A 23,737-nucleotide genomic window follows, 5' to 3' on the forward strand; every position below is an offset into this window, starting at 1 on the left:
TCGATGACCGTCACCTCTCCCGCCGCCGCGGTGACCGCGGGCCCGACCGGCCTGAACCGGATCACCGCCGACGACGACCTGTTCTTCAAACTGCACAGCCTCTACCCGAACGCCCTGGTCAACCAGCTGGGCTACCGGTTCGACGTGCCACTCGAGCGCGACCTGCTCGCACGCTGGCACGCGCATCTGGCGACCGGCTTCATCGCCCGCCGGGTCCGCACCACCCGCTTCCCGTTCGCGCGCCCGCACTGGGAGCCGGCCACCGAATCGCTGCCGCTGGTCTGGTCGGACACCCCGATCCCCGACGAGCGGGTGCTGGAGTGGTTCCTCGAGCAGGCCGCGGTGGAGTTCGATCCCGCGCGCGGGCGGGTCTGGCAGCTCGCCGGGACGCACACCGAGTCCGGTGGCACGGTGGTCACCCTGGTCGCCTCGCACGTCGTCTGCGACGGCGGCGCGATGATGCACGCGATCGTCGACTCGCTCGACCGGCTCAATCGCGGCGCCGAACCGGACCGCGCGGCCAGTGCCGGGCGGCTCGTCGGGCCGGTGGCGGGCAAGGGCCGCTTCGCCGCCGACCTCGCCGACGCGGGCGCACAGCTGCGCGCCGTCGCCCGCGGGGTCCGCGCCGCCCGCCGGGCGCGCGGGGTCGGCGAGCCGGCCCGCAATCCTCGCCCGGCCGAGCCGCGGCTGCCGCATGCCGAGACCTGGCAGGCGGCCGAGACCATCGTCCAGCTCGACCTCGCCGAGTGGGATGCCGTGGCCGCCGCGCGCGGCGGGACGACCAACGGCCTGCTGATCGGCGTCGCGGTCGGCCTGCTCGGGCGCAGCGGCCGGGTCGTCGACGGCGCGCAGGTCCGCGTGGACATTCCGCATTCGATGCGCGAAGCCGACGACCCGCGCGCCAATGCCACCACCGGCCTGCCGATCAGCGTCACCTACCGGGCGGGCGAACGCGCCGATCTGCCCACCGTGCGCGCCGCGATCAAAGCGGTGGGCCAGGCCTACCGCGATCCGGCGACCGTGCCGCCGATCCAGCATCTGCAGCCGATCCAGATGCTGTTGCCGAAAGTGGTGCTGCACAGGTTCGCCCGCACCGCCAAGACGCCCGAATGCCTGTGCACCAATATGGGCCGCACCGCGCAGAACATCGCGATGCTCGGTCCGCACCGGGCCCGTGACGTCATCATGCGCCCCGTGGTGAATCCCGGTCCGGTGGAGCTGTTCCGGCAGGTGGAGCTCGGCGTCAATTTCGCGTTCTCCTGCGACGACGACACGGTGACCCTGGTCGTCACCGGCGGCGACCCCGATCGCTTCCCGACCCGGGCGGCGCTCCAGGATCTGCTGGCCGCGGAATTCTCCGGCTGGGGGCTCACACCGCGCTTCTGGTGACCGCCCGGGTACCCACTGCGAGCTTAGGCTAACCTTCATTCGGCAAGTTTCGTCTGAAGGGCAGTGGCACCATGAGTTCGTTCGGCCCCGCGCACGCGGTCCTGCCGCTCAGCGCGGCGCAGCGAGAGGTCTGGTTCGCTCAGCAATTGCTGGGCGAGGTGCCGCTCACCATCGCGCAGTACGTCGACCTCACCGGTCCACTGGACCTGGTCGCGTATCAGGAGGCGGCCCGGCGCACCGGCCACGATCTCGGGATGCACCAGCGCTTCGGGGTGGTCGACGGCGAGCCCGCGCAGTGGCACGACGGCACCGTCGACGACACGATCGCGGTCGTCGACCTGCGCGATCACGCCGACCCCGAGGCCGCCGCGTTCATCTGGATGCGCGCCGACCAGCAGGCGCCGTTCGACATCACCGTCGATCCACCGATGCGCACCGTGGTCCTGTGGCTCGCCGAGGACCGCCGCTTCCTCTATACCCGGGCCCACCACATCGCCCTCGACGGCTACGGCGGCATGCGCGTGCACGAGCGGCTCGCGCTGCACTACGCGGCGCTGGCCGAGAACACCGAACCGCCGGGCGGCACGGTCGATTCGCCTGCCCTGCTCACCGCCGCCGACCTCGACTACCGCGCCTCCCGCCGCTTCGCGACCGACCGCGAATACTGGCGCGCACAACTGGCCGGCCTCCCCGAGCCGGTGACCCTCGCCGCCCGCGCCGGTGACCCCGATCCGCTGCCGATGGTGGTGGGCGCCGATCTCGCCGCAGACCTGGTGGCCGCCCTGCGCGAGCGCGCCGACGGCCCCGGCAACGCGCCGGTCCTGGTGGCGGCCTTCGCCGCCTATCTGGCCCGGATGACCGGCACCGACGCCGTCGCGCTGAGCCTGCCGATGACCGCGCGCACCACCGCCGCGCTCCGCCGGTGCGCGGGCATGACCTCCACCGTCGTCCCGCTGCACTGCCCCGCCGGCGACACCGTCGGCGCCGCCGTGGCCGCCGCCCGCGGCGAGCTGACCGGCGCGCTGCGGCACCAGCGTTATCGCGGCGCGGACATGTGGCGTGATGCCGGGCGGTCGATGCGGTCGCTGAGTTTCGGTCCCGCGGTGAACATCATGAACTTCCAGCCCGAGGTGACCTTCGGCGCCGCGCGCGGCACCCTGCGCCTGCTGTCCACCGGACCGATCGAGGATCTGGCGCTGAACCTGTACCCCGGCTCGGCCGGCCGGGTGCGGATCGAGCTCGAAGCCAACCGGAACCGCTACCGTCCCGACGAGCTCGCCGCCCACCTGGCCCGGTTCCGCCGTTTCCTCACCGCGTTCGCCACCGCGGGCCCGGCGACCCCGATCGGCGCGCTGCCGCTGCTCACCGACGCCGAGTCCGCGCAGCTGGTGCCATGGCGCGGCACCGGCACCGTGACGCCGTCGACCCTGGCCGCGCTCATCGAATCCGCGGTCGCGACCAACCCGGACGGCATCGCCATCGTCTTCGGCGCACAGCGCTGGACCTATCGCGAATTCGACGCCGAGACCACCCGGCTGGCCCGTGCGCTGCTGGCCGCCGGCGCCGGACCGGAAACCCTGGTGGCCATGGCGGTGGAGCGGTCCGCCGAATCCGTGGCGGCGGTCTGGGCGATCACCAAGACCGGTGCGGGCTTCGTACCGATCGATCCGGGCTATCCGCCGGAGCGCATCGCGCACATCCTCGGTGACTGCGGCGCGGTCCTCGGTGTCACCACCGGCGCGCATCGCCCGCAGCTGCCCGACACGATCCAGTGGCTGCCGCTCGACGAACCCACAACCACGGCAACACATTCCGCGGACCCGGTCACCGATGCCGACCGCCCGACGGCGCTGCGCACCGAGCACCCGGCCTACCTGATCTACACCAGCGGCTCGACCGGACTGCCCAAGGGCGTGCTGGTGACCCACGGCGGGCTGGCCAATCTCGCCGCCGAACGCCGCGACCGCTACGACCTCGGTCCGCACGCGCGCACCCTGCACCACGCCTCCCCCGGTTTCGACATGGCGGTCGGTGAGATCCTGTGCGGTCTGGCCGGTGCCGCGACCCTGGTGATCGCGCCCCGCTACGTGATGGCCGGACCCGATCTGGCCGAGCTGATGCGGCGCGAACGGGTCACCAACGCCATCATCACCCCGGCCGTGCTGGCCACGCTCGACCCCGCCGCACTGCCCGACCTGGCCGTGCTCGGTGTCGGCGGGGAAGCCATCCGCGCCGACCTGGTCGACGCCTGGTCGCCGAATCGCTTGATGCGCAACGGGTACGGACCCACCGAGGCCACCGATATCGCCACCATCGCGGAGCTGGCCAGTGGCCGCGCGGTCACCATCGGCGCACCACTGCGCGGTTTCCACGCCGTCGTCCTCGACGCGGCGCTGCGGCCGGTGCCGCCCGGTGCCCTCGGCGAGCTGTACATCGGCGGGCCCGCCCTGGCTCGCGGCTATCACCGCAGGCACGCGCTGACCGCCGCGCGGTTCGTCGCCGATCCGTTCGGCCCGGCGGGTGGACGGCTCTACCGCACCGGCGACCTGGTCACCCTCACCGCGGGCGCCGAGCCCGAGCTGATCTACCACGGCCGCAGCGATTTCCAGATCAAGGTGCGCGGGCACCGGATCGAGCCGGGCGAGATCGAGACGACGCTGACCGGGCTGTCCGGGATCGCCCGCGCGGTGGTCACCGCGCACACCGATCGGCGTGGTACGCACCTGGTCGGCTACCTGGTGCCCGAGTCCGGAATCCGGCTCGACCCGGCGGTGGTCCGGGACCGGATCGCCGACCTGCTGCCGGCGTATCTGCGGCCCAGCGCCTATGTCGTCCTGGACACGCTGCCGCTGACGCCCAACGGCAAGCTCGACACCCGCGAGCTCCCCACTCCCGACTTCGGCCGTTCCGGCTTCCGGGCGCCGGGCAGCGCCGCCGAGCGGGCGGTCGCCGACGCCTTCGCCGCGGTGCTCGACGCGGGTCCGGTCGGCGCCGACGACGACTTCTTCGACCTGGGCGGCACCTCGCTGACCGCCACCCAGCTCGCCGCACGCCTGGGCGTCTCGGTCCGCGCGATCTTCGACGCCCCGACCGTCGCCGCGCTGGCGGCCGGCCTGAACACCGACCCCGCCGGCACCGCACCGGTGGCGGGCCCACGGCCGCAGCAGCTTTCGCTCGCACCCGCCCAGACCCGGATGTGGCTGCTCAACCAGCTCTACCCGGAATCGGCCGCCTACCACCTGCCGATCGCCCTGCGGCTGACCGGCGCACTCGATCTCGCCGCGCTCGAGGGTGCCGTCCGCGCGGTCGTGCGGCGGCACGAAGTGCTGCGCACGGTGTACCCCGCCGGCGAATCCGGGCCTCACCCACGGATTCTCACGACCGACGAGGCGCTGAGCGCCCAGCGCTTCGACCCGATCGACCGCACCGAGGACGAGCTCTCCGCCGCACTCGCCGCGCAGCTCGCCACACCGTTCGATGTCACCGGTGACATCCCGTTCCGGCTGACCCTGTGGCGGCTCGGCACCGAGGAACACGTGCTGGCGCTGGTCGCCCATCACATCGCCGCGGACGGCTGGTCGCACGGCCCGCTCGTCGCCGATCTCTGCCTCGCCTATGCGGCACAGGCGAATCGGACGGCACCGGACTGGGCACCCCTGCCGCTGCAATACGCCGACTACACGCTGTGGCAGCTCGACCGGCTCGGTGACCGCACCGACCCTGCCTCCCGGGCCGCGCACCAGCTCGCGTACTGGGTCGCGGCACTGGCCGGCGCGCCCGACCGGCTCGCGCTGCCCGTCGACCGGGTGCGCACCACCGGGTCCGACGGTGCGGGCGCCGCGGTGGACTTCACCGTCGACGCGGCGACCGCCGAGGCACTCAGCGCGCTGGCCAGCGAGCACGGCGCCACCGCCCACATGGCCGGTCACGCGGCGTTCGCCGTGCTGCTGCACCAGCTTTCGGGCAGCGACGACATCACCGTCGGCATCCCGGTGGCCGGTCGCGGTCACCCGGCGCTGGACCGCCTCGTCGGCATGTTCGTGAACACGCTGCCGCTGCGCACCACCATCGACCCGGACGAGCCGTTCACCGCGCTGCTCGCTCGCGCCCGCGCGGCGACCCTCGCCGCCCTCGACCACGGCGACGTACCCTTCGACCACATCGTCGAGGCGGTGAACCCGCCGCGCGACGACACCCGCAACCCGCTGTTCCAGGCGGTGTTCGCGTTCGAGAACCTGCCCGCGACACCGGGACTCGCCCTCGGCGACCTCGCTGTCGAGGTCGTCGACCTCCCGCAGGACACCACCCATTTCGACCTCGCGCTGACCCTGCGTGCCGAGCCGGGCCGGGGATACGCGGCGAGCCTGCGCTACGCCACGGACCTGTTCGACGAGGCCACCGTCGCCACCGTCGCCGAGCAGTACCTGCGCGTACTGCGGGCGGTCCTCACCCAACCGGCGGCGACCGTCGCGCAGCTACGCGATCCGGCCGTCGAGCTGCCGCAACGGCGCACCGCGATCGCGGCCGACACCGACGCGGCGGCGGCGCGGCAGCACCCGAGCGTGCGCGAACTCGCCGTCGCCCAGGTGTTCGCCGATGTCCTCGGCCTGGACTCGGTGGCCGTCGACGACAACTTCTTCGACCTCGGCGGCACCTCGCTGCTGGTGTTCGGCCTGCGCACCGAGCTGTCCCAGCGACTCGGTCTCGACGTCGAGGCACGCACCCTGTTCGAGGCGGCCACTCCGCGCGCGGTCACCGCGGCCGTGTCGACCGGGGCCGTCGCCGCGGCCGAGGGCCGCTGGATCGAGACCCTCGACGCCGATGCCCGCCTGGACGCCGGCTACACCGTGCCCGACCACGAGCCGCACGCGCTGCCCGCACGTTCCGCGCTGCTCACCGGCGCGACCGGTTTCGTCGGTGTCCATCTCCTGCGCGAACTGCTCGACCGCACACCCGCCCGGGTCTGGTGCCTGGTCCGCGCCGAGGACACCGAAACGGGGTATCAGCGCCTGGCCGCCACCATGGCACGCTTCGGGCTCGACGCCACCGACCTGCGCGACCGGGTGGTTCCGCTGCCGGGTGACCTGGCCGCCCCGCGCCTCGGCCTGTCCGAGACGGTGTGGGCCGAGCTGGCCGAACAGCTCGACGTGATCTACCACAACGGCGCACGGGTCAACCATCTCGAGCCCTACGAGGTGCTGCGTCCCGCCAATATCGGCGGCACCCTGGAAGTGCTGCGCCTCGCGGTCACGGCCCGGGTGAAGACACTGCATTTCGTGTCCACGGTGAACGCCGCGGTCGGAATCGACCACACCGGCGTCGTCACCGAAGCCACCACCATCACCGCCGCCGAGGTCCCCCGCAACGGCTACATGGCCAGCAAATGGGTCGCCGAACAGCTGGTCCTGGCCGCCGCGGGCCGCGGACTGCCCGTCGCCGTGCACCGGCCCGGCCTGGTGTCGGGGACGACCACCCACGGCACCGTCAACAGCGACGACGCTTTCTGGACCCTCATCCGCTCCGCCGCCCACCTGGGCGTCGCCCCGGAGATCGGCACGGCGAAGGTGACCCTGGCCCCGGTCGACTACGTCGCCCGCGCGGTCGTCGCCCTGGCCGGCGCCCGGCATCCGCACGGCGAGATCTATCACCTGGTCAACCGCGAACCCACCCCGGTCTCGGCCATTCTCGACGTGCTGCGCGACAACGGCTACCCGGTCGACACCGTCGCGCTCGACGACGCCGCCCACCGCCTGGCCGACCGCATCACCGACCACGCCGACCTCCTGCGCGCCGCCCTCATCGCCGAGAACTACCTCGCCGCGGGCGGCGACGACCTGATCATCGACGACGCGGTCACCCGCACCGCCCTCACCGGCACCGCGGTCACCTGCCCGCGCGTCGACACCCCCGTCCTGCACCGCTACATCACCGGCTTCGTCACCGCGGGCCTGCTCCCCCAACCCGTGTGACCTCGCCCGGGCACTCCGGGTGGTTATGGTGGAGGCGTGGGCATCATGGGTGAGCTGTTTCCCGGGAAGAAGCTGCAGAACGAGGGCAGTGGGGACAGTGACGGTCAGGGCCATCGGCCCCGGGTGGATCTCGACCTGGACGCCGGGGTGATCCGGGTGTCGCCGCAGGCGCCCGCGCCCGAGGACACGCAGGACTGACGCGGACGCAATTGCGCTCAGCGGTGGGGGAACCATTGCGGGGCAGGGCTCGGGTCGCGAGAGTTCACGGCACCTCGTCGAGCAGGAGCCGCCCCATGACCACCACCGAACCGCCCCGTTCCGGGGCCCGTGCCGTCGACCGTGCCGTCCATGTCCTGAACTGCTTCCAGGACGCCGATCCGGAACTCTCGCTGAGCGAACTCGCCCAGCGCGCCGGGCTGCCGGTGAGCACCACCTTCCGGCTGGCCCAGGCACTGGTGCGCGGCCGGCTGCTCGAACAGGACGCCGCCACCGACCGGTACCGGGTCGGGCACGGGCTGGCCTGCCTGGCCAGACCCGCCCTCGCGCGCCTGGGACTCGACGCGGCGGCCCCGCACCTGTACGCGCTGGCCGCCGGCATCAAGATCACCGTCAGCCTCAGCGTCCCCGACGACGGCGACGCGCTCACCGTGTTCCAGGCCCGGCCACCGGTCTCGTTCTGCCACAACCAGATTCCTCGTGAACGCAGCCCGCTGGGCACCAGCGCCGTCGGCCACGCGCTGCTCGCGCACACCGCCACCGGCGCGCGCCGCGACCTGTTCGACACCGTGCGCCGGCGCGGCTTCGCGGTCGAGGAGATCGACCGTGCCGAACCGATCCGCGCCATCGCCGTGCCGGTACTCGGCCCGGACAAACAGGTGTGGGGCGCGCTCGGTGTCCAGGCGCGCGCGAGCCGCCTCGATCACGAGCTGGTGCGTGCCGTCGTGCCCGCCATGCGCCGGATCGCGGTCCGCATCGGGCCGTATTTCCACACCGCCGCCGCCGGTGCGGAATTCGGCGCACCGTGATTTCCACGATGTGAAAACGGTATTGCTGGTCCCGTATCACCCACCGCACCATAGGAATTCGAGTTCGTCTCCCCACCCGGCTGCCTCCGAAGGACCATCGATATGACCACCATCGAGAACACCCGCACCCTCACGATCGCCCCCGTCGCAGGACACATCGGCGCCGAGGTCACCGGCCTCGACCTGCGCGAGGAGCTCACCGAAGCCCAGGTCACCGAGCTCACCGCGGCCCTGCACCGGCACAAGGTGCTGTTCTTCCGCGACCAGGAGATCGGCCATGCCGAGCAGATCGCGTTCTCCCGCCGCTTCGGCGCGGTCACCCCGTCGCACCCCTACGACGACGACGCGCCGACCGAGCACCCGGAGATCCTGGCCGTCGACAGCCGGCTCTACGAGAAGAAGTTCGGGAAGCGGAAGGTCAGCTACACCAACAAGTGGCACACCGATGTCTCCCCGCTGGTCAACCCGCCCGCGGCGTCGATCCTGCGCGCGGAGATCGCTCCGGAGATCGGCGGCGACACCCAGTGGACCAACCTGGTCGCCGCCTACGCGGCGCTGCCGGATTCGCTGCGCGTCTTCCTCGACGGCCTGCGCGCCGAGCACCGCTTCGGCGGCCGGATCCCGCAGTGGGAGGCCGACAGCGACTACGCCCGCAAGGTCGCCGCGGCACCGCTGGTGACCGAGCATCCGGTGGTCCGGGTGCACCCGGTGACCGGCGAACGCGCGCTGTTCGTCAACCCGGGCTTCACCACCCGCATCATCGGGCTGACCCCCGCACAGAGCGACGCGCTGCTGGAACTGCTCTTCGCCGAGATCGCCCACCCCGCCTACACGGTGCGTTTCCGGTGGGAGAAGGGCAGCGTCGCGTTCTGGGACAACCGCGCCACCGCCCACCTCGCCCCCGGCGACCTCGCCCATCTCGACGTCACCCGCGTGCTCTACCGCACCACCCTCGAGGGTGAAGTCCCGGTCGGCGTCGACGGTGAGCCGTCCCGTCAGGTGGCCGGCGAGAAGTTCACCGGCGCCTGACGACACCGGCGGTGCCCGCAGCCCGGGCACCGCCGTCCCACCCGGCCCGGCCGGCCGGCGCGGGCCGGGCCGTCGCCGATCGTTCGCAGCTCAGTTCGAGAGCGACCGGTCCGGAGCCGGCTCGCGCAGCGGACCGAACAGCGGATCGTCGAAGACGGTGCGTTCGACCAGCGGCGCCGGATCGCGCAGCAGGTCGGCGGTGCTGACCTCGGTCCAGTCGTATCTGCCGTTCTCGCACTGTAATTCGGCGAGCGTGACCGCCGAGACGGTGTCGTCGAGGGTGAAATCGAGGAAGCCGTCCTCGGCGAGCCCGGTCCGGATCTCGTCCATCGGGACCTCGCCGGTCGTGTGCGCCAGCGCCAGATACGGGCGCAGCGGCTCACCGAATTCGGGAATCCGTTCCCGGATCCACACCGCGCTCAGCGCCTGGGTCAGGTCCTCGCGGACGCGAACCAGTTCCTCGGGCAGGGCGATCGGCAGCCGGATCGAATCGGCGGCGACCATCGGCGGACCGAAGGTCAGCGGGAACGGCGCGTGCTCGGCGAGCAATTCGCGCGCACCGGCGACCAGCGCGGCCAGGTGCACGCCCTTCACCCCGTCGACGAATCCGATGCCCTGGACACCGATGCGCAGACGGGCCTCGTCGACCTGCTCGAGTCCCGGCAGCCGGGACAGGGTCGGGGCGAAGATCTCGACGAGTTTGTCGGCCACGGTCTGGGTCGGCATGATCTGCCAGTCGTAGAAGGACCGTCCCGGCGTCCACCCCGGCCGCCACCACCAGCGGCTGGCAACAGTCATCTCGCTCGCGATCATCGTCCCACCTCCCGATCTCGGCCGACGCCCCCAGCGACCATCCGGCTGACCGGCGGATCCGTATCGAACAGGCGGATACAGCCAGTTCACCCCGACGAACCGGAAACGATCGACACCCTTGCTGCGATGCCAGTTACCTGTCAGCGACGGTATTCCCCGGTGACATCGGCCCGCAACACGGCGAGACCGATCTGTTGTACCTTCGATCCCGACTCAGCGCTTTCGGTCCGCGCGCCCCGACGGCCATTACACTGACCGGCATGCCTGTTCGACGGCTGATCACGCTCTCCGCGTTCGCCCTCCTGCTCCCCTTCGCCGCTACCGCCTGTTCCATGTCGGGTGACGGCTACTCCTCCGAATGCACGGTCAGTGGGTGCACCGTCACCTTCGACCGCGGCGTGAACGCCAAGGCCTCGGTGCTCGGCATCGACGCCGAACTCGTCGCCGTCGAGGGGGACATGGTCACCCTCGCCATCGGCGGCCAGCAGATCACCGTGCCCGTCGGCCAGTCGCAGGCCGCCGACGGCGTCGACGTCCGGGTCAGCGAGGTGACCTCAGACAAGGTGGTCGTCGTGATCGCCAGCGGCCTGCAGACGAACTGATCAGCCGAGCACATTGGGCTGATCCAGGATCCATCGCCAGCTGCCGTCGGGCTGGCGGCGCGCCACCTCCACGGTGGCGCCACCGCCGCCGGGTAGTCGCGACGAGGTGAGCGCCAGGTCGCCCGCGCGTAAGGCCGGCGATTGCGCGCCCGGCTGGAACACCGGCCGGGTGGCGACCAGGCGGGTGTAGGCCGCGCGGATCTCGGCCAGCCCGGTCGCGACGACACCGTCCGGCAGGGCCAGCACCGCATCGGACTCGTACAACTCCACCAGGCCGTCGACATCGCCGGCATTGAGCCGTTCGACCACCAGCCTGCTCAGATCCTCCGGGCGCCGGGCGCATTCCCGTGCCGCGTCGTCGTTGTCGGTCATCGCCACCCCTGTCCTCGATATGGGCTGTGCGACAACGGTAACGCCGGGGTCCGACACGTTCGCCGCGGCGACCCCACAGACGGCGAAACCCCCGAAAGCCGGTGGCCACTCGGGGGTTTCGCCGGTGTATCTCAGCCGATCACAGCGGCGGGAAACCCGACGAGCCGGTCGCCATCCAGTTCCAGAACTCGGCAGCCCGGTTCACGAGCAACGCGATGACGTCGAGGGCAGTGCTTCCCATGGTCTTCCTCACGGTCGAACGAACAACTTCCGCGCGCCACCATAGCAACCTGCTTCGACTGGACAACGTTGCGATAACACCCCGATAACGGGGCGCAGCGCTGTTTGCCGCCCGCATTTCGCGGATGACCCACACTGGCCCATCCTGTGACCGCGTCACGTTTCGCAGCCCGGGATCCGGGCATCACCGCTCGAACTGGCTACCCACAACGTCGACGGCGAGTCGGTGCGGATCGCGGATTTCGACATCCGGCCGGGAGTGAGTGCCGACGAAGACGACGGCGACGAATGGCCGCAGATCCGCCGCCGCGTGGTCGAGGCCGATATCGTCCTGCTCGCCACCCCCACCTGGCTGGGGCATCTGTCCTCGATCGCACAGCGGACCCTCGAGCGGCTCGACGCCGAACTGTCCATGACCGACGACCTCGGCCGCCCCGCCATGTTCGGCAAGGTCGGCATCGCCTTGATCGTCGGCAACGAGGACGGCGCGCACAAGATCGCCGCGGACACCTTGAACTATCCGCCCGCCTGAGCGTGCAGCGAGTCGTCCCGATCGACGCGCTCACGACGGCACCGGCCCTGCTCGTTCGGCCTGGTCGCCGGGGTGCGCCAGGTGAATAATGGGCCTGTGGACGAAACGGACGACGCCTCGACATCAGAGCGCGCGCTGGTCGATCGGCTTATCGGTTCGGGTGAGTCGCTGGCGGTCGGACGATTTCGTTACTGGTTCGCCGCACGCCGCTGGGAATGGTCCGACGAGGTCGCGCGGATGCACGGCCATCCGCCCGGCACCGTGCCGACGACCGAGATGCTCGTGGCCCACAAACACCCCGACGACCGGGACCGGGTCGCGGCGATGATCACCTCGATCGACCGCGTCGGCACGTTCTCGAGCCATCACCGCATCATCGACACCCGGGGCCGCTCTCGCGATGTGCTCGTCGTGTCCGAACCCATGCGCGACCGCGACGGCTCGGCGATCGGCACCGAGGGTTATTACATCGACGTGTCGGGATCCGCCGCCGAATACCGGCGCGAGGCGATCGACAACGCCCTGCCCGACCTCCTCGCGGCACGTGCGGTGATCGAACAGGCCAAGGGCGCGCTGATGCTCGCCTACGCCATCACCGCCGATCAGGCCTTCCGTGTACTGCGCTGGCGGTCACAGGACACCAACGTCAAGCTTCGGGTGATCGCCGAGCGCGTGATGGCCGCGTTGCCCGCTGTCGCAGGCGGCGACGTCACCCTGCGAACCCGTCTGGACCATGTCCTGCTGACCGCGCACGAGGGTATCCCGCCGGATCCGGACGGATAGCCCCTCGATGGCGTCAGCGCGGGAACTCCTGATCTGCACGGCCCGTGCCGATCCCGGCTCGGGGAGGAACTGGGCATAGGGGAAGTTCGATCCCCCGATCAGCAGGGGGTTCGTGCTGGATATCGGCCGGGATGATGACCGCGTGGTGTTGTACTCCGGCAAGATCAGTCGTCACGCGCGAGAGGCGTCAACGAGATCCGGGCGTCGGCACAATCACGTGGACAGGTGTCGCCGGGGGCCGACCGGCGGTCAGCGCTTGGGCCAGCGTGGTGTACACGGGCAGCCACGCGCTCAGTCCCGCGATGGCGATGACACGGTCGACGACGTCGGGGAACGGGTTGAACACCGAGATCTGCACGCCGCGGGACGCGGCCCGTGGCGCACGGGAGGCCAGGTCCAGGATCGGCCGGCAGCCGATGAACCGGGCCGAGCTCAGATCGACGACGAGGTGGCCGCTGTCAGCGGCTTCGGCGATGGCGATGCCGATGATGCGGAGCCATCGCGGCTCGGTGTAGGCGTCGGCTGCGCCATAGACGTGCAGCAGCGTGACGCCGGCACGGTGGTCGAGATCGGCGCGTAATCGTCGGCAGAGGTCTGCGGGTTCACCGGCGGCCGGAGGGAAGAGGTCACCGCGGCGGCGGGAAGGGTTCATCGAGGGCTCTCAGCATCCTCGAAGCGACAGCACGCTTCATTGGTGCACTGCCGGTCCTGACGGTCCTCAAGCCCCGGCCGATACTCCATTTCAACACGTCCAACCGACATTCGCCACCCACCGCGACTCGATCGCGGCATCGCCGTCAGTCGATGTAGCGCGCTCCCCCATCGAAGCGGCACCACCGCCCGTCGAAGGGCGTGTACGACGTATCGCCGGTCGAATCCGCGCCCGCGATCGTCGGCTCGACCCCGGGTGGGAAGTACGCGAGCCCGTCGTCGCCGACACGCTCACCGATCCGGAACTCACACGCTCCCTGATGATTCCGGGTCGTCGCCGCTACCCGGAACACGCCGACCCAGTGCGGATTCGCCGTAGCATCACATCGCTGCGCCGCCGCAGTCATCGTGGATTCGGACACCACCCACGCCATCCGCTCCGGCAGGTGCATCATCACCGCCGCCACACTACAGACGACCATCAGCGGCTGGACCGCCACGAGCGACCGTCCACCAGGTCGCGCGCCGTCGAGGTCACCGCACAGCACTGCCCACCAGATCCCGGTGACCAGCACGACGGGAACACCGTAGTACCAGGCGGTGAGACCCGGCGACACCGCCTCGGGGTTCCCACTGCCGTAGAGCCTATTTCGCGAGTGCCGCGGTGACGTATTCGAACAGGGAATCCGGATCCGAGGTGATGCCCTGGCCGCCCTCGGCGAACAAACGGTCGCGGAATTTCAATCCGTGCACCGTCGTGTAGGCGAAAAAGGGCACCGTGATCCCCAGGGTGCGCAACTCTTTCAGGAGAGTCAGGCCCGCTTCGTCGTCGCCCGGCCTGCCGATGTCGGAGATGATCGCGGCGAATTCCATCTGGCCGATGTGGTCGAGCGCGGCATCGGTCGACAGGGCGAGCACGAAGTTGTATCCGGCGGCGGTGAAGGCACGGCGTTCGTAGACATTGCTGGCAGGATTGTCGTCGACCCACAGAATTCTGCCCTCGGCCAATGCGCCCGGCGCCGGGCCGCGGCCGACAGCACGAATGGCCAGCCGCGCGAGATGACCGAAATCGACCTCCGGCTCGTCGGCCGCGCCTTGCCGTGCCGCGACCAGGGACGCGGCCGAGGTGACCACGTTCACATAGTTGTCCTCATCGCGGAAGTCGCGGGGCGCGAACAGCTTTCCGCTGTGCTTGCTCACCAGCCAGACGAACGCCGCCAGGACCAGGATCGGGAAGATGACGAGGAAATAGATCAGCGGCAGCCGCTCCGCCGCGGTCAGATCACCGGAGAAGGTGGTCACCAGCGCGGCAAGGCCGTACACCAGCGTGATGAACAGGGCGATGATGCCCAGCGGATTCCCGCTGAGCCCCTTCGCCGCTCGTCCGAATCCCTCCACAGGACCAGCCATTCCCCCACCTCTCGGCCATCCGCGCCCGGTCATCGAGCGTGCCGTCGTCCCAGCAGAATAGCGCTGAACCCTGAACAGTCCTCATCGTCGTGATGAATCGCATTGCCGCGCTGGCTGATTGGGGGATCTCTCGAGGTCCCTACTGGCAAAGCCCCGGTAGGGGAACGGTGGCGGACACTGGACCCCGCGCCAACCAACCATGCTCGCGCTGGCCTACCTGCCCCTACAGCAGCGGACGCCGCCCGCTGTCGCATTCGCGGTCCCGATGCGCCGCGCCAACACCTCAGATGGTTAGCTATGCATTTGCCATCCGCGAAAACTCCTTGGCTTTTCGCGCTCCAACACGCCGATGACCACGCGGCTTCAAGGCGACCTACTACATGTGGTCACCCACACGTCGGGCAACTCCGCGGGGCAGCCTATAGATGGACCGCGTGGCTGTTTTGGCGCGTAGTGGCCGCAAGGTCAAGCCCGAAGGAGCAACGTGAATCCGCTGGTAGACCACGCCCCTCGACGAGGACAGGCACGTCCCGTGTGTGACCGTTCTTGTGACCGTTTTGAGGATGACACGCCGTTATCCGCGGTGATTTCCCGTGACGACAGCGGCCCCGCCCCGGATTTCTCCGGGACGGGGCCGCTGATGAAAAGTACTGCTGGACAGTACTTTTCAGCCGTTCGATGCCACTACTTCTGTGCGGCCTTGTACTCGCGGCGACGCCGGTGCAGGATCGGCTCGGTGTAGCCGTTGGGCTGCTTGGTGCCTTCCAGGACCAGTTCCTTGGCTGCCTGGAAGGCGATCGAGGCGTCGAAGTTGGGGGCCATCGGGTGGTAGGCCTTGTCGCCGGCGTTCTGGCGGTCGACGACGGGGGCCATGCGCTCGAGGCTGGCGGTCACGTCGGCTTCGGTGACGATGCCGTGGCGCAGCCAGTTGGCGACCAGCTGGCTCGAGATGCGCAGGGTGGCACGGTCTTCCATCAGGCCGATGTCGTTGATGTCGGGCACCTTGGAGCAGCCGACACCGTGGTCGATCCAGCGGACGACGTAGCCCAGGATGCCCTGGGAGTTGTTGTCGAGTTCCTGACGCTTCTCCTCGTCGGACCAGTCGGTGGACTGGGCCAGGGGGATCTCCAGGATCTGGTCGACGGTGGCGCGGGGGCCGCCCTTGGCGATCTCGGACTGCCGCTTGAACACGTCCACCAGGTGGTAGTGGGTGGCGTGCAGGGTGGCGGCGGTGGGCGAGGGCACCCACGCGGTGTTGGCGCCCGACTTCGGGTGCACGATCTTCTGCTCGAGCATGCCGGCCATCAGGTCGGGCATGGCCCACATGCCCTTGCCGATCTGGGCCTTGCCGGGCAGGCCCTTGGCCAGGCCGGTGTCGACGTTCCAGTCCTCGTAGGAGGTGATCCAGGTCTGGGTCTTCATCTCGGCCTTGCGGACCATCGGCCCGGCCTCCATGGAGGTGTGGATCTCGTCGCCGGTGCGGTCCAGGAAGCCGGTGTTGATGAACACCACGCGGTCCTTGGCGGCCCCGATGGAGGCGGCGAGGTTGACCGTGGTGCGGCGCTCCTCGTCCATGATGCCGACCTTGAGGGTGTTGCGGGTCAGGCCGAGGACGTCCTCGATCCGGCCGAACAGCTCGTTGGTGAACGCGGCCTCGTCGGGGCCGTGCATCTTCGGCTTCACGATGTAGACCGAGCCGGTGCGGGTGTTGGCCAGCTTCGCGGTGCCGTTGAGCGAGTGCACGGCGATCAGCGAGGTGATCAGGCCGTCGAGGATGCCCTCGGGCACCTCGTTGCCGTCGGCGTCGATGATCGCGTCGGAGGTCATCAGGTGGCCCACGTTGCGCACGAACAGCAGCGAACGGCCGTGCAGCACCAGCTCGGAACCGTCGAGCGCGGTGTAGACGCGGTCGGGGTTCATGGTGCGGGTGAAGGTCTTGCCGTTCTTGGTGACCTCTTCGGCCAGGTCGCCCTTGTTCAGGCCCAGCCAGTTGCGGTAACAGACGACCTTGTCCTCGGCGTCGACCGCGGCGACCGAGTCCTCGAAGTCCATGATCGTGGTGAGCGCGGACTCGAGCACGATGTCCTTGACACCGGCGGTGTCGGTCGAGCCGATCGGCGAGTTCGCGTCGATCTGGATCTCGATGTGCAGGCCGTTGTGCTTCAGCAGCACCGAGGTCGGGGCCTCGGGGTCGCCCAGGTAGCCGACGAGCTGCGACGGGTCGGCCAGGCCGATGTCGGTGCCGTCTTCCAGGCCGATCTCGAGCTCGCCGTCGACGATCTTGTAGTACGAGGAACCGATGTGCGAGCCGGTGATCAGGGTGACGGCGTCGTCGAGGAAGTTACGGCCCCACTCGATGACCTTGTCGCCGCGCACGCGGTTGTAGCCGGTGCCCTTCTCGGCGCCGTTGGCCTCGGAGATGGCGTCGGTGCCGTAGAGCGCGTCGTAGAGCGAACCCCAGCGCGCGTTGGCGGCGTTGATCGCGAAACGCGCGTTCATCACCGGCACCACCAGCTGCGGGCCCGCGGTGGTGGCGATCTCGGCGTCGACGTTGCCGGTGCCGATCTGGAAGCCGGCGGGCTCCGGACGCAGGTAACCGATCTCGGTCAGGAGCTGCTTGTAGGCGCCCTTGTCGTAACCGGTGCCCGGGTTCTCGGCGTGCCAGGCGTCGAGCTTGCCCTGGATCTCGTCGCGCTCGGCCAGCAGTGCCCGGTTACGCGGGGCGAGGTCGTTGATGACCTGCTCCGCGCCTGCCCAGAACGCGGCGGAATCTACGCCGGTACCGGGGAGCGCCTCGTTCACGATGAAATCGTGGAGAACGCCGGCCACTCCGAGCCCGCCGACCTGAATCCGCTCTGTCATCTACTGCCTCACTTCTGAGATAGCCGGGTGGGAAAGTCGATGTCATGTTACCCGTGGGTAGTGGTGACATCTCGTGTGGGTTCGAACGCCCGGAGGGCGACTTCCATTCCGCCACGCCGAATCACCGGTTACGCCCGGTGGGCGTGGCGGACCACCTCTTGATTGTAGGCCCGCGGGGATTTAATGTACTGATCGGAACATTCCTCGGTGACGGGCGCCACTCGCCCCGCCGGAGCGGAGGCACGGTGACCGTCGCGCAGCCCAGCGAACCGGGCTCTCCGGTGCGCCGCCGCGGCCGCCCACCCGCCACCGGCGCCGGCGAGACCAGTGCCCGCATTCGCGCCGCGGCCCTCGACCTGTTCGCCGAGCGCGGCTTCCATGCCACCGGCGTCGCCGAGATCGGCGCGAAAGCCGACGTCCAGCGCGGTGCGCTCTACTACCACATCGGCTCCAAGGAGGAACTGCTGTGGCAGATCCTCCTCGACTACACCCGGCCGCTGCTCGACGCCGCCGAACGCATCGTCGCCGCGGGCACCGACCCGGTCCACACGCTGCGCCTGCTGATCCGCAGTCATGTCGAACTGATCATCACCCATCGTCGCGCGGTGGCCGTGCACCTACGCGACGCCGACGCGCTGACCGGGGACCGGGCCGCCGAACTCCAGCGGCTGCGCGACCGGCTGCAGCGCCACTGGCAGGACGTGATCGACGCCGGTCACGCCGCGGGCGCGCTGCGCAGCGCCGACCACGTGGTCACCAACAGCGTGCTCGGCATGCTGAATTCACTCGGCTTCTGGTATCGCGAACGCGGCGCGCGCTCGCCCGCCGAGATCGCCGACATCCTCATCGACACCGTCCTGTCCGGGCTGCTGGCTCCGGACGACAACACGAAAGGCTGACCATGGCGTGGGATTTCGAGACCGATCCGGACTACCAGCGCAAACTCGACTGGGTCGCGGAGTTCGTCCGCACCGAGGTCGAGCCCCTGGATCTGCTCTACCCCAACCCCTACGACCGCGCCGACCCCGAGATCCGCGCGCTCATGCGGCCGTTGCAGCAGCAGGTCAAGGACCAGGGGTTGTGGGCCTGTCATCTCGGACCCGAGCTGGGCGGTCCCGGGTACGGTCAGCTGAAGCTGGCGCTGCTCAACGAGGTGCTCGGCACGTCGATGTGGGCGCCGCTCGTATTCGGTTGTCAGGCACCGGATTCCGGTAACGCGGAGATCCTGGCGCACTACGGCACCGCGGAGCAGAAGGCGAAGTACCTGCAGCCGCTGCTCGACGGCGAGATCGGGTCCTGCTACGTGATGACCGAGCCGACCGGCGGTTCGGATCCGACGGCCTTCCGCACCACCGCGGTGCGCGACGGCGACGAGTGGGTCATCAACGGCGAGAAGTGGTTCAACTCGGTCGCCGAGTACGCCGCCTTCCACATCGTGATGCTGGTGACCGATCCCGAGGCCGAGCCGCACCGGCGGTTGTCGATGTTCATCGTCCCGGCCGACACTCCCGGCATCGAACTGGTGCGCAACTTCACCGTGCCCGGCTTCAGCGAGCACGAAGGGCATCTGCGGTTCACCGATGTCCGGGTCCCGGCCGACCACCTGCTCGGCGCGGAAGGCGCGGGGTTCGTTGTCGCGCAGACCAGGCTCGGCGGCGGCCGGGTGCACCACGCCATGCGCACCGTCGCGCTGGTGCGCAAGGCGTTCGACATGATGTGTGAGCGCGCGGTGTCGCGACCTGCACGCAAGGGCGTGCTGGGCGGGTTCCAGATGACGCAGGAGCGCATCGCCGACAGCTGGATCCAGATGGAGCAGTTCCGGCTGCTGGTGCTGCGCACCGCGTGGCGCATCGATCAGGCGCAGGACTACCGCGCCGTCCGCAAGGACATCGCCGCGATCAAGGTCGCCATGCCGACGGTGATGAACGACATCGCCCGCCGCGCGCTGCACCTGCACGGCGCACTGGGCGTGAGCACCGATCTGCCCTTCCTCGACATGACCACCTACGCCGAGGTGATGGCCATCGCCGACGGGCCGACCGAGGTCCACAAGATCACTCTCGCCAAAGAGGTGCTCAAGCAGTACGCGCCCGGAGATCCGGTGTACCCCACCGGCTTTCGGCCCACACTGCGCGAGGAGGCCCGCAAGCTCGTTGCCCGCCGACTCGACCGCGAGGTCGGCAACCTCTGATCTCGTCCGCCGATCGAGGGACGAGGGTCCGGCACCGAACCCTCGTCCGTCCGATCGTCACGCGGCGGCCGCGAGACCCGTCCACCAGTCGTCCATCGCGTGCATCACCGACGCACATCCCGCCAGGAAGTCCCCGCGTCCGTTCCCGGCCAGAAGCCGGCCACCGACGACCTGACGCAGGCCCATTTCGTGCTGCGGTTCGAACCCGTTGATGTGCGACTCCAGAAACAGGTGGATCAAACCGTCGGGATCGACGATTCGGTTCCCCGAGATCCGCGCGTAGTCGCCGATCAACGTTCGGACGATCCTCAGTTCCGCCACCGCGGTGGCCTCGATCGTGTAGACAGCACCCGCCACGAAGAACGGGCGATGATCGGACGTAGCCCGCGTCAGCGCATCAAGAAAGTGCACAGTGGCCGGGCCGGGCTCGGCCGCGCCGACGGCGATCCCGAGCTCATCTTCGAGGCCACGCTTGAACACGGTGTAATGCGCACGGTCCGGGTGGCCGCCGCCGAGTTCCTCGGCGATATTGCGCTCGAGTTCCGTGGCCACCTCCGGCCAGCACCTCAGATTCTCCGTCGCAGTGGACAGGATGTCGACGATCGCTTTGGTGAAGAACGTGTACTGGGTGATCACCCGGGCCGATTGCTCAGGGGACAGCGCCGATGCCGTGCTGAGCACCGCGTTGCGGTCAGGGTCTACGGCGGTGTAGTCGTGGTGGATGATGGCTTCGGCCTGCGCGAAGCACTCGTGCGTGGTCATTGCTGAAGTTCCCTCCGTGTCCGATCTTCGATATTTCCTGTGCGTTCGTTCTCCGGGCTCCGGCCCGGTTCGGCCGGCACGCGGGCGCGTAGCACGTGCACCACCGTCACGGCGCCGATCACCAGCACCACCAGCCCCCGTGCCACCCAGCCGTCATCGACGAGTGCGCTCAACGCTGCGGTCGCCAACGGAAGCACCTGGGCCAGTAGAAGAATCGATTCGAGCACGTCGTACCCCCGTGCGCTACGGGATGTTCCGCTCGTCGGCGTCGTGCGCTCCATGGGCCACCCTGTTCTTCCGCATCCGATTGACCAGCTGCCCCGAGAATGACGCTCGTCGCGACGCGAACGCGCGACTACGGCCCGGATCCACGCCGGCCGTGAGGGTGCTGCACGCGCTGCGTGCAGAGCCGTGCTGTGCCGTCGACACGGGTGGCTACCTGGCGATACTCTCGATTCCTGTGTGATCCGCAAGACCGGAAACACCAGTGTCAGAAAGGCCGACAGCGTGAGTGACAGTCAGCACAACAGCTCATGCGGACGCCGGGTGGCCCGGGCTGCCACAGCGGCGGGCAGTTCGGCCTATGACGCCGCACTCGCCGTCCACCGGCACTGTGGCGTTTCGTTGCTCCGGGCACACCGCACGGCGCAGGGATACACCTTGGTCGAGGCCGTCGGCCTCCTGAAAGAAATTTTGCAGACCGACGGCGCGGGCCTCGCTCACCAGCGGCTGTCGCAATGGGAGAACGGCCTCGACACCCCGACACCACGCTACCTGGACGCGCTGTGCCGGCTGTATCGCACAAGACCCGACCGGCTCGGCTTCGGTCACGACTATTCGGACCACGAACCGAGCCCGACGCCCCGATTCGAGGAGATAGTGGAGCGACGTCATTTTCTGAGTTCCGCGGCGGCCGGTGCCGTGTTTCTGTCGTTGCCGGTCTCGACAACCGGACAACTGATCGGTGAGCACAGCGCGCCATCCGGCAGAAAGCCGTCCGCGATGTATCTCGATCTGCTCGAGGAACTCACCGAGGAGAACGGATACGCGCTCTATACCGCTCCACCCGAGGAGTACGTTCCGGCGCGCATGATCGATCTTGCCCGCATCCAAGCTTGCCTGCTGTCCAGTTCCGCCGGGGACGCGCAGCGCCGGTTACACCGGGCATTCGCCAAGAACGCCGGTTTCATCGCCATCCGGCTCAACGACGTCGCCGGAGTAGACGACACGTTCGAATGGTTCGGTGTCGCTCGTCGTGCCGCACGGCGAGCGGGCGACGCAGAGGTCGAGGCGTGGATCGCCGGACACATCTGCGACGCGTGCGCCTGCTACGGCCATTCGTTCAAGCCGGGGCTCACCGCCGCGCGCCTCGCCCAATCACGCGGCAACAGTGGACAGCCAAATGCCCAGGCAGTTTACGGCTATCTGGCCGAAGCGGGAGTCCAGGCCCGCATGGGTCGTCGGCGCGAGACCCTGGACGCGGTCCGCAACGCCGACCAGATGTTCGCCGCGCTCCCGGAGAGCGAAACGGTAGCCGACGGACTACACGTCACCGAATACTTTCTCCGCTGGCACCAATCCAACGCGCTGACGATGATCGGGATGAAAGACCACGCCGACCCGCTGCGTACCCGGGCACTCGAGCTGCCGTTCAGTCGGCAGGACCTGGTGGGAGAGGCACTGTTGCGGCTGGACGAAGCCGCGCTGAGCCTCGGCGCCGAGCAGCTCGAAGAAGGGTGCCGGACGATCACCGATATGTGGGATGCGCTGCCTGCCGGATTTCGTAGCGGCCAGATCCCCCGACGAGCCCTTCAGGTGCTCGATGGTGTCCCACCCGCCCGCTCGGCGAATCGGGAGGTCCGCGCAACGCGCGAATTGATCGAAACTGCGGTCGGCCGGCCGAACACTCGTGACCGGAAATAAATCAGCCGACAATCCGCGCCCGATCTGCCACCATGAATTCCACGCCGGTGATTCCGCACCGGGTGATTCCGACGAGACCATTCGAGAGGAGGAGACGGCCATGAAACATGGCGCACCACAACGACAGTCGAACAAGTCCTCGCGTGCCACCGCAGTGGCCCGCACCGAGTCGACCAGCGCGACGATCGCGGGTTATCGCGCCATGGCCGATCTCCGCTTCGCGCACTGACGCGACCCGTCCACCCGGCTCTCGTTCACTTCTCTGGAAAACATGGTGATTCCCATGACGATCCGTCATGCCGTCGACCCGATGGCGCCCACTTCCGACACCTGGATACGCACCAGGGTGCTCGTGCTCAACGCCAGCTACGAGGCCCTCGACGAGATCACCGCCGACCGCGCCGTGACACTGCTGATCAGCGGTGCCGCGGAGACCGTCATCGAACGGGCGCCGCGGTTCCCGATCCGGTCCCAGCACCTGGTCATCGGCCTGCCCGAGACCATCCGGCTGCTGCGCTACGTCTACCTGGGGCACGTCACCCCGGTCGGCGAGGACAGCCGGGCCACCCTGGCCGGGGTGCTGCGCCGCGACAAGCAGCGCTGCGGTTACTGCGCCGAGTGGGCGCAGACCGTCGACCACATCCGCCCGCGCAGCAGGGGCGGACCCAACACCTGGGGCAACCTGATCGCCTGCTGCGGCCCCTGCAATACGACCAAGGCCGACCGCACCCCCGAGGAAGCGGGGATGCGGCTGCTGTGGGAGCCCAAGGCTCCCGACCCGCTGGCCCGCACGCAGCGCCGGATCTGGAAGGAGTACGCGCCGTGACCACCACCGACCTCGCCCTGACCGACCTGCTGACCCTCTCCGATTCGGGACAGTGGCACCGCGCCGCCTGCCGGGGTGACCCGAATCACGAGGCGTGGTTCCCGTACCCCTCGCAGGACTTCGACTACGCCCGCCGGATCTGCGCCGATTGCCCGTTGCTCGCGGGGTGCACCGAGTACGCGGCGCGCACCGGTCAGTCGGGGGTGTGGGGTGGCCGCGAGTTCGACCGCGGCCGCGTGATCCGCGAGTGACCGGCCGGGGGCCGGGGCCGGGTCCCGCCCCCCCCCCCCCCGCGTGCCCAGCGGGTGTAACCCCCCCGGTGCGCGGTGCCCCCCACCCAAGAAGGGGGCAGAAACTA

The 23,737-nt window shown here is 69.4% G+C and carries 21 protein-coding genes and 1 pseudogene; 14 read left to right on the forward strand and 8 right to left on the reverse strand.

Annotated features, from left to right (window positions below; all coding sequences use genetic code 11):
• Positions 1-3: 3 nt before the first annotated feature.
• The 5 genes from ACFXK0_RS16815 to ACFXK0_RS16835 all read left to right on the forward strand — a co-directional run bounded on the left by ACFXK0_RS16815 (position 4) and on the right by ACFXK0_RS16835 (position 9,412).
• Positions 4-1,389, forward strand: coding sequence for a hypothetical protein (locus ACFXK0_RS16815; RefSeq protein ID WP_379411215.1), 1,386 nt, complete (start codon positions 4-6; stop codon positions 1,387-1,389).
• A 71-nt stretch (positions 1,390-1,460) separates the two neighbouring features.
• Positions 1,461-7,358, forward strand: coding sequence for an amino acid adenylation domain-containing protein (locus ACFXK0_RS16820; RefSeq protein ID WP_379411216.1), 5,898 nt, complete (start codon positions 1,461-1,463; stop codon positions 7,356-7,358).
• A gap of 36 nt (positions 7,359-7,394) precedes the next feature.
• Positions 7,395-7,556 (forward strand): hypothetical protein, encoded by a 162-nt coding sequence (locus tag ACFXK0_RS16825; RefSeq protein WP_379411405.1) that lies wholly within the window; start codon positions 7,395-7,397, stop codon positions 7,554-7,556.
• A gap of 95 nt (positions 7,557-7,651) precedes the next feature.
• The gene (locus tag ACFXK0_RS16830; protein ID WP_379411217.1) at positions 7,652-8,383 is read left to right on the forward strand and encodes an IclR family transcriptional regulator; all 732 of its coding nucleotides are present in this window, start codon (positions 7,652-7,654) and stop codon (positions 8,381-8,383) included.
• 102 nt (positions 8,384-8,485) lie between these two features.
• The gene (locus tag ACFXK0_RS16835; protein WP_379411218.1) at positions 8,486-9,412 is read left to right on the forward strand and encodes a TauD/TfdA dioxygenase family protein; all 927 of its coding nucleotides are present in this window, start codon (positions 8,486-8,488) and stop codon (positions 9,410-9,412) included.
• Positions 9,413-9,502: 90 nt separating this feature from the next.
• Here the strand turns inward: ACFXK0_RS16835 and ACFXK0_RS16840 are convergent, their stop codons facing one another.
• Positions 9,503-10,225: a 2'-5' RNA ligase family protein gene (locus ACFXK0_RS16840; protein WP_379411220.1), complete on the reverse strand. Its 723-nt coding sequence runs from the start codon at positions 10,223-10,225 to the stop codon at positions 9,503-9,505.
• 260 nt (positions 10,226-10,485) lie between these two features.
• On the opposite strand from ACFXK0_RS16840, the gene ACFXK0_RS16845 reads away from it, so the two are divergent.
• Positions 10,486-10,827: a hypothetical protein gene (locus ACFXK0_RS16845; RefSeq protein ID WP_379411221.1), complete on the forward strand. Its 342-nt coding sequence runs from the start codon at positions 10,486-10,488 to the stop codon at positions 10,825-10,827.
• Here the strand turns inward: ACFXK0_RS16845 and ACFXK0_RS16850 are convergent, their stop codons facing one another.
• Positions 10,828-11,199: a YybH family protein gene (locus ACFXK0_RS16850; RefSeq protein ID WP_379411222.1), complete on the reverse strand. Its 372-nt coding sequence runs from the start codon at positions 11,197-11,199 to the stop codon at positions 10,828-10,830.
• A gap of 436 nt (positions 11,200-11,635) precedes the next feature.
• Between ACFXK0_RS16850 and ACFXK0_RS16855 the strand changes: the two are divergent.
• Positions 11,636-11,947: pseudogene (locus ACFXK0_RS16855) on the forward strand (flavodoxin family protein); the annotation flags it as partial.
• Between the two features lie 120 nt (positions 11,948-12,067).
• The gene (locus ACFXK0_RS16860; RefSeq protein WP_379411223.1) at positions 12,068-12,754 is read left to right on the forward strand and encodes a PAS and ANTAR domain-containing protein; all 687 of its coding nucleotides are present in this window, start codon (positions 12,068-12,070) and stop codon (positions 12,752-12,754) included.
• A gap of 187 nt (positions 12,755-12,941) precedes the next feature.
• Here the strand turns inward: ACFXK0_RS16860 and ACFXK0_RS16865 are convergent, their stop codons facing one another.
• The 4 genes from ACFXK0_RS16865 to ACFXK0_RS16880 form a co-directional block, all read right to left on the reverse strand.
• Positions 12,942-13,406, reverse strand: coding sequence for an STAS domain-containing protein (locus tag ACFXK0_RS16865; protein WP_379411224.1), 465 nt, complete (start codon positions 13,404-13,406; stop codon positions 12,942-12,944).
• A 145-nt stretch (positions 13,407-13,551) separates the two neighbouring features.
• Entirely contained in the window at positions 13,552-14,022 is a 471-nt protein-coding gene (locus tag ACFXK0_RS16870) for a hypothetical protein (RefSeq protein ID WP_379411225.1), read from the reverse strand.
• A gap of 28 nt (positions 14,023-14,050) precedes the next feature.
• The gene (locus ACFXK0_RS16875; protein ID WP_379411226.1) at positions 14,051-14,815 is read right to left on the reverse strand and encodes a hypothetical protein; all 765 of its coding nucleotides are present in this window, start codon (positions 14,813-14,815) and stop codon (positions 14,051-14,053) included.
• Between the two features lie 684 nt (positions 14,816-15,499).
• Entirely contained in the window at positions 15,500-17,677 is a 2,178-nt protein-coding gene (locus tag ACFXK0_RS16880) for a malate synthase G (protein WP_379411227.1), read from the reverse strand.
• Positions 17,678-17,922: 245 nt separating this feature from the next.
• Between ACFXK0_RS16880 and ACFXK0_RS16885 the strand changes: the two genes are divergently transcribed.
• Both ACFXK0_RS16885 and ACFXK0_RS16890 read left to right on the forward strand, forming a co-directional pair.
• Positions 17,923-18,576, forward strand: a complete 654-nt coding sequence (locus ACFXK0_RS16885) for a TetR/AcrR family transcriptional regulator (RefSeq protein WP_379411228.1) — start codon at positions 17,923-17,925, stop codon at positions 18,574-18,576.
• 2 nt (positions 18,577-18,578) lie between these two features.
• Complete coding sequence (locus tag ACFXK0_RS16890; RefSeq protein WP_379411230.1) at positions 18,579-19,868, forward strand: acyl-CoA dehydrogenase family protein; 1,290 nt, start codon at positions 18,579-18,581, stop codon at positions 19,866-19,868.
• Positions 19,869-19,925: 57 nt separating this feature from the next.
• On the opposite strand, the gene ACFXK0_RS16895 is transcribed toward ACFXK0_RS16890, so the two are convergent.
• Complete coding sequence (locus tag ACFXK0_RS16895) at positions 19,926-20,630, reverse strand: DUF3865 domain-containing protein (protein WP_379411231.1); 705 nt, start codon at positions 20,628-20,630, stop codon at positions 19,926-19,928.
• Positions 20,627-20,911, reverse strand: coding sequence for a hypothetical protein (locus ACFXK0_RS16900; protein ID WP_379411233.1), 285 nt, complete (start codon positions 20,909-20,911; stop codon positions 20,627-20,629). Before ACFXK0_RS16900 ends, ACFXK0_RS16895 begins: the two co-directional genes overlap by 4 nt.
• A gap of 181 nt (positions 20,912-21,092) precedes the next feature.
• On the opposite strand from ACFXK0_RS16900, the gene ACFXK0_RS16905 reads away from it, so the two are divergent.
• The 4 genes from ACFXK0_RS16905 (at position 21,093) to ACFXK0_RS16920 (ending at position 23,630) form a co-directional block, all read left to right on the forward strand.
• Complete coding sequence (locus ACFXK0_RS16905) at positions 21,093-22,553, forward strand: helix-turn-helix domain-containing protein (protein ID WP_379411234.1); 1,461 nt, start codon at positions 21,093-21,095, stop codon at positions 22,551-22,553.
• A gap of 100 nt (positions 22,554-22,653) precedes the next feature.
• On the forward strand, positions 22,654-22,782 hold the full coding sequence (locus ACFXK0_RS16910) for a hypothetical protein (protein ID WP_379411236.1): 129 nt from the start codon (positions 22,654-22,656) through the stop codon (positions 22,780-22,782).
• Positions 22,783-22,836: 54 nt separating this feature from the next.
• Positions 22,837-23,379, forward strand: a complete 543-nt coding sequence (locus ACFXK0_RS16915) for an HNH endonuclease (RefSeq protein ID WP_379411237.1) — start codon at positions 22,837-22,839, stop codon at positions 23,377-23,379.
• Positions 23,376-23,630 carry a WhiB family transcriptional regulator gene (locus ACFXK0_RS16920; protein WP_379411239.1) on the forward strand — a complete coding sequence of 85 codons (255 nt, stop codon included), beginning with the start codon at positions 23,376-23,378 and terminating at the stop codon, positions 23,628-23,630. Before ACFXK0_RS16915 ends, ACFXK0_RS16920 begins: the two co-directional genes overlap by 4 nt.
• Positions 23,631-23,737: the final 107 nt, after the last annotated feature.

The sequence above is a fragment of the Nocardia sp. NPDC059177 genome (assembly GCF_042755165.1).
Classification (GTDB): Bacteria; Actinomycetota; Actinomycetes; order Mycobacteriales; family Mycobacteriaceae; genus Nocardia.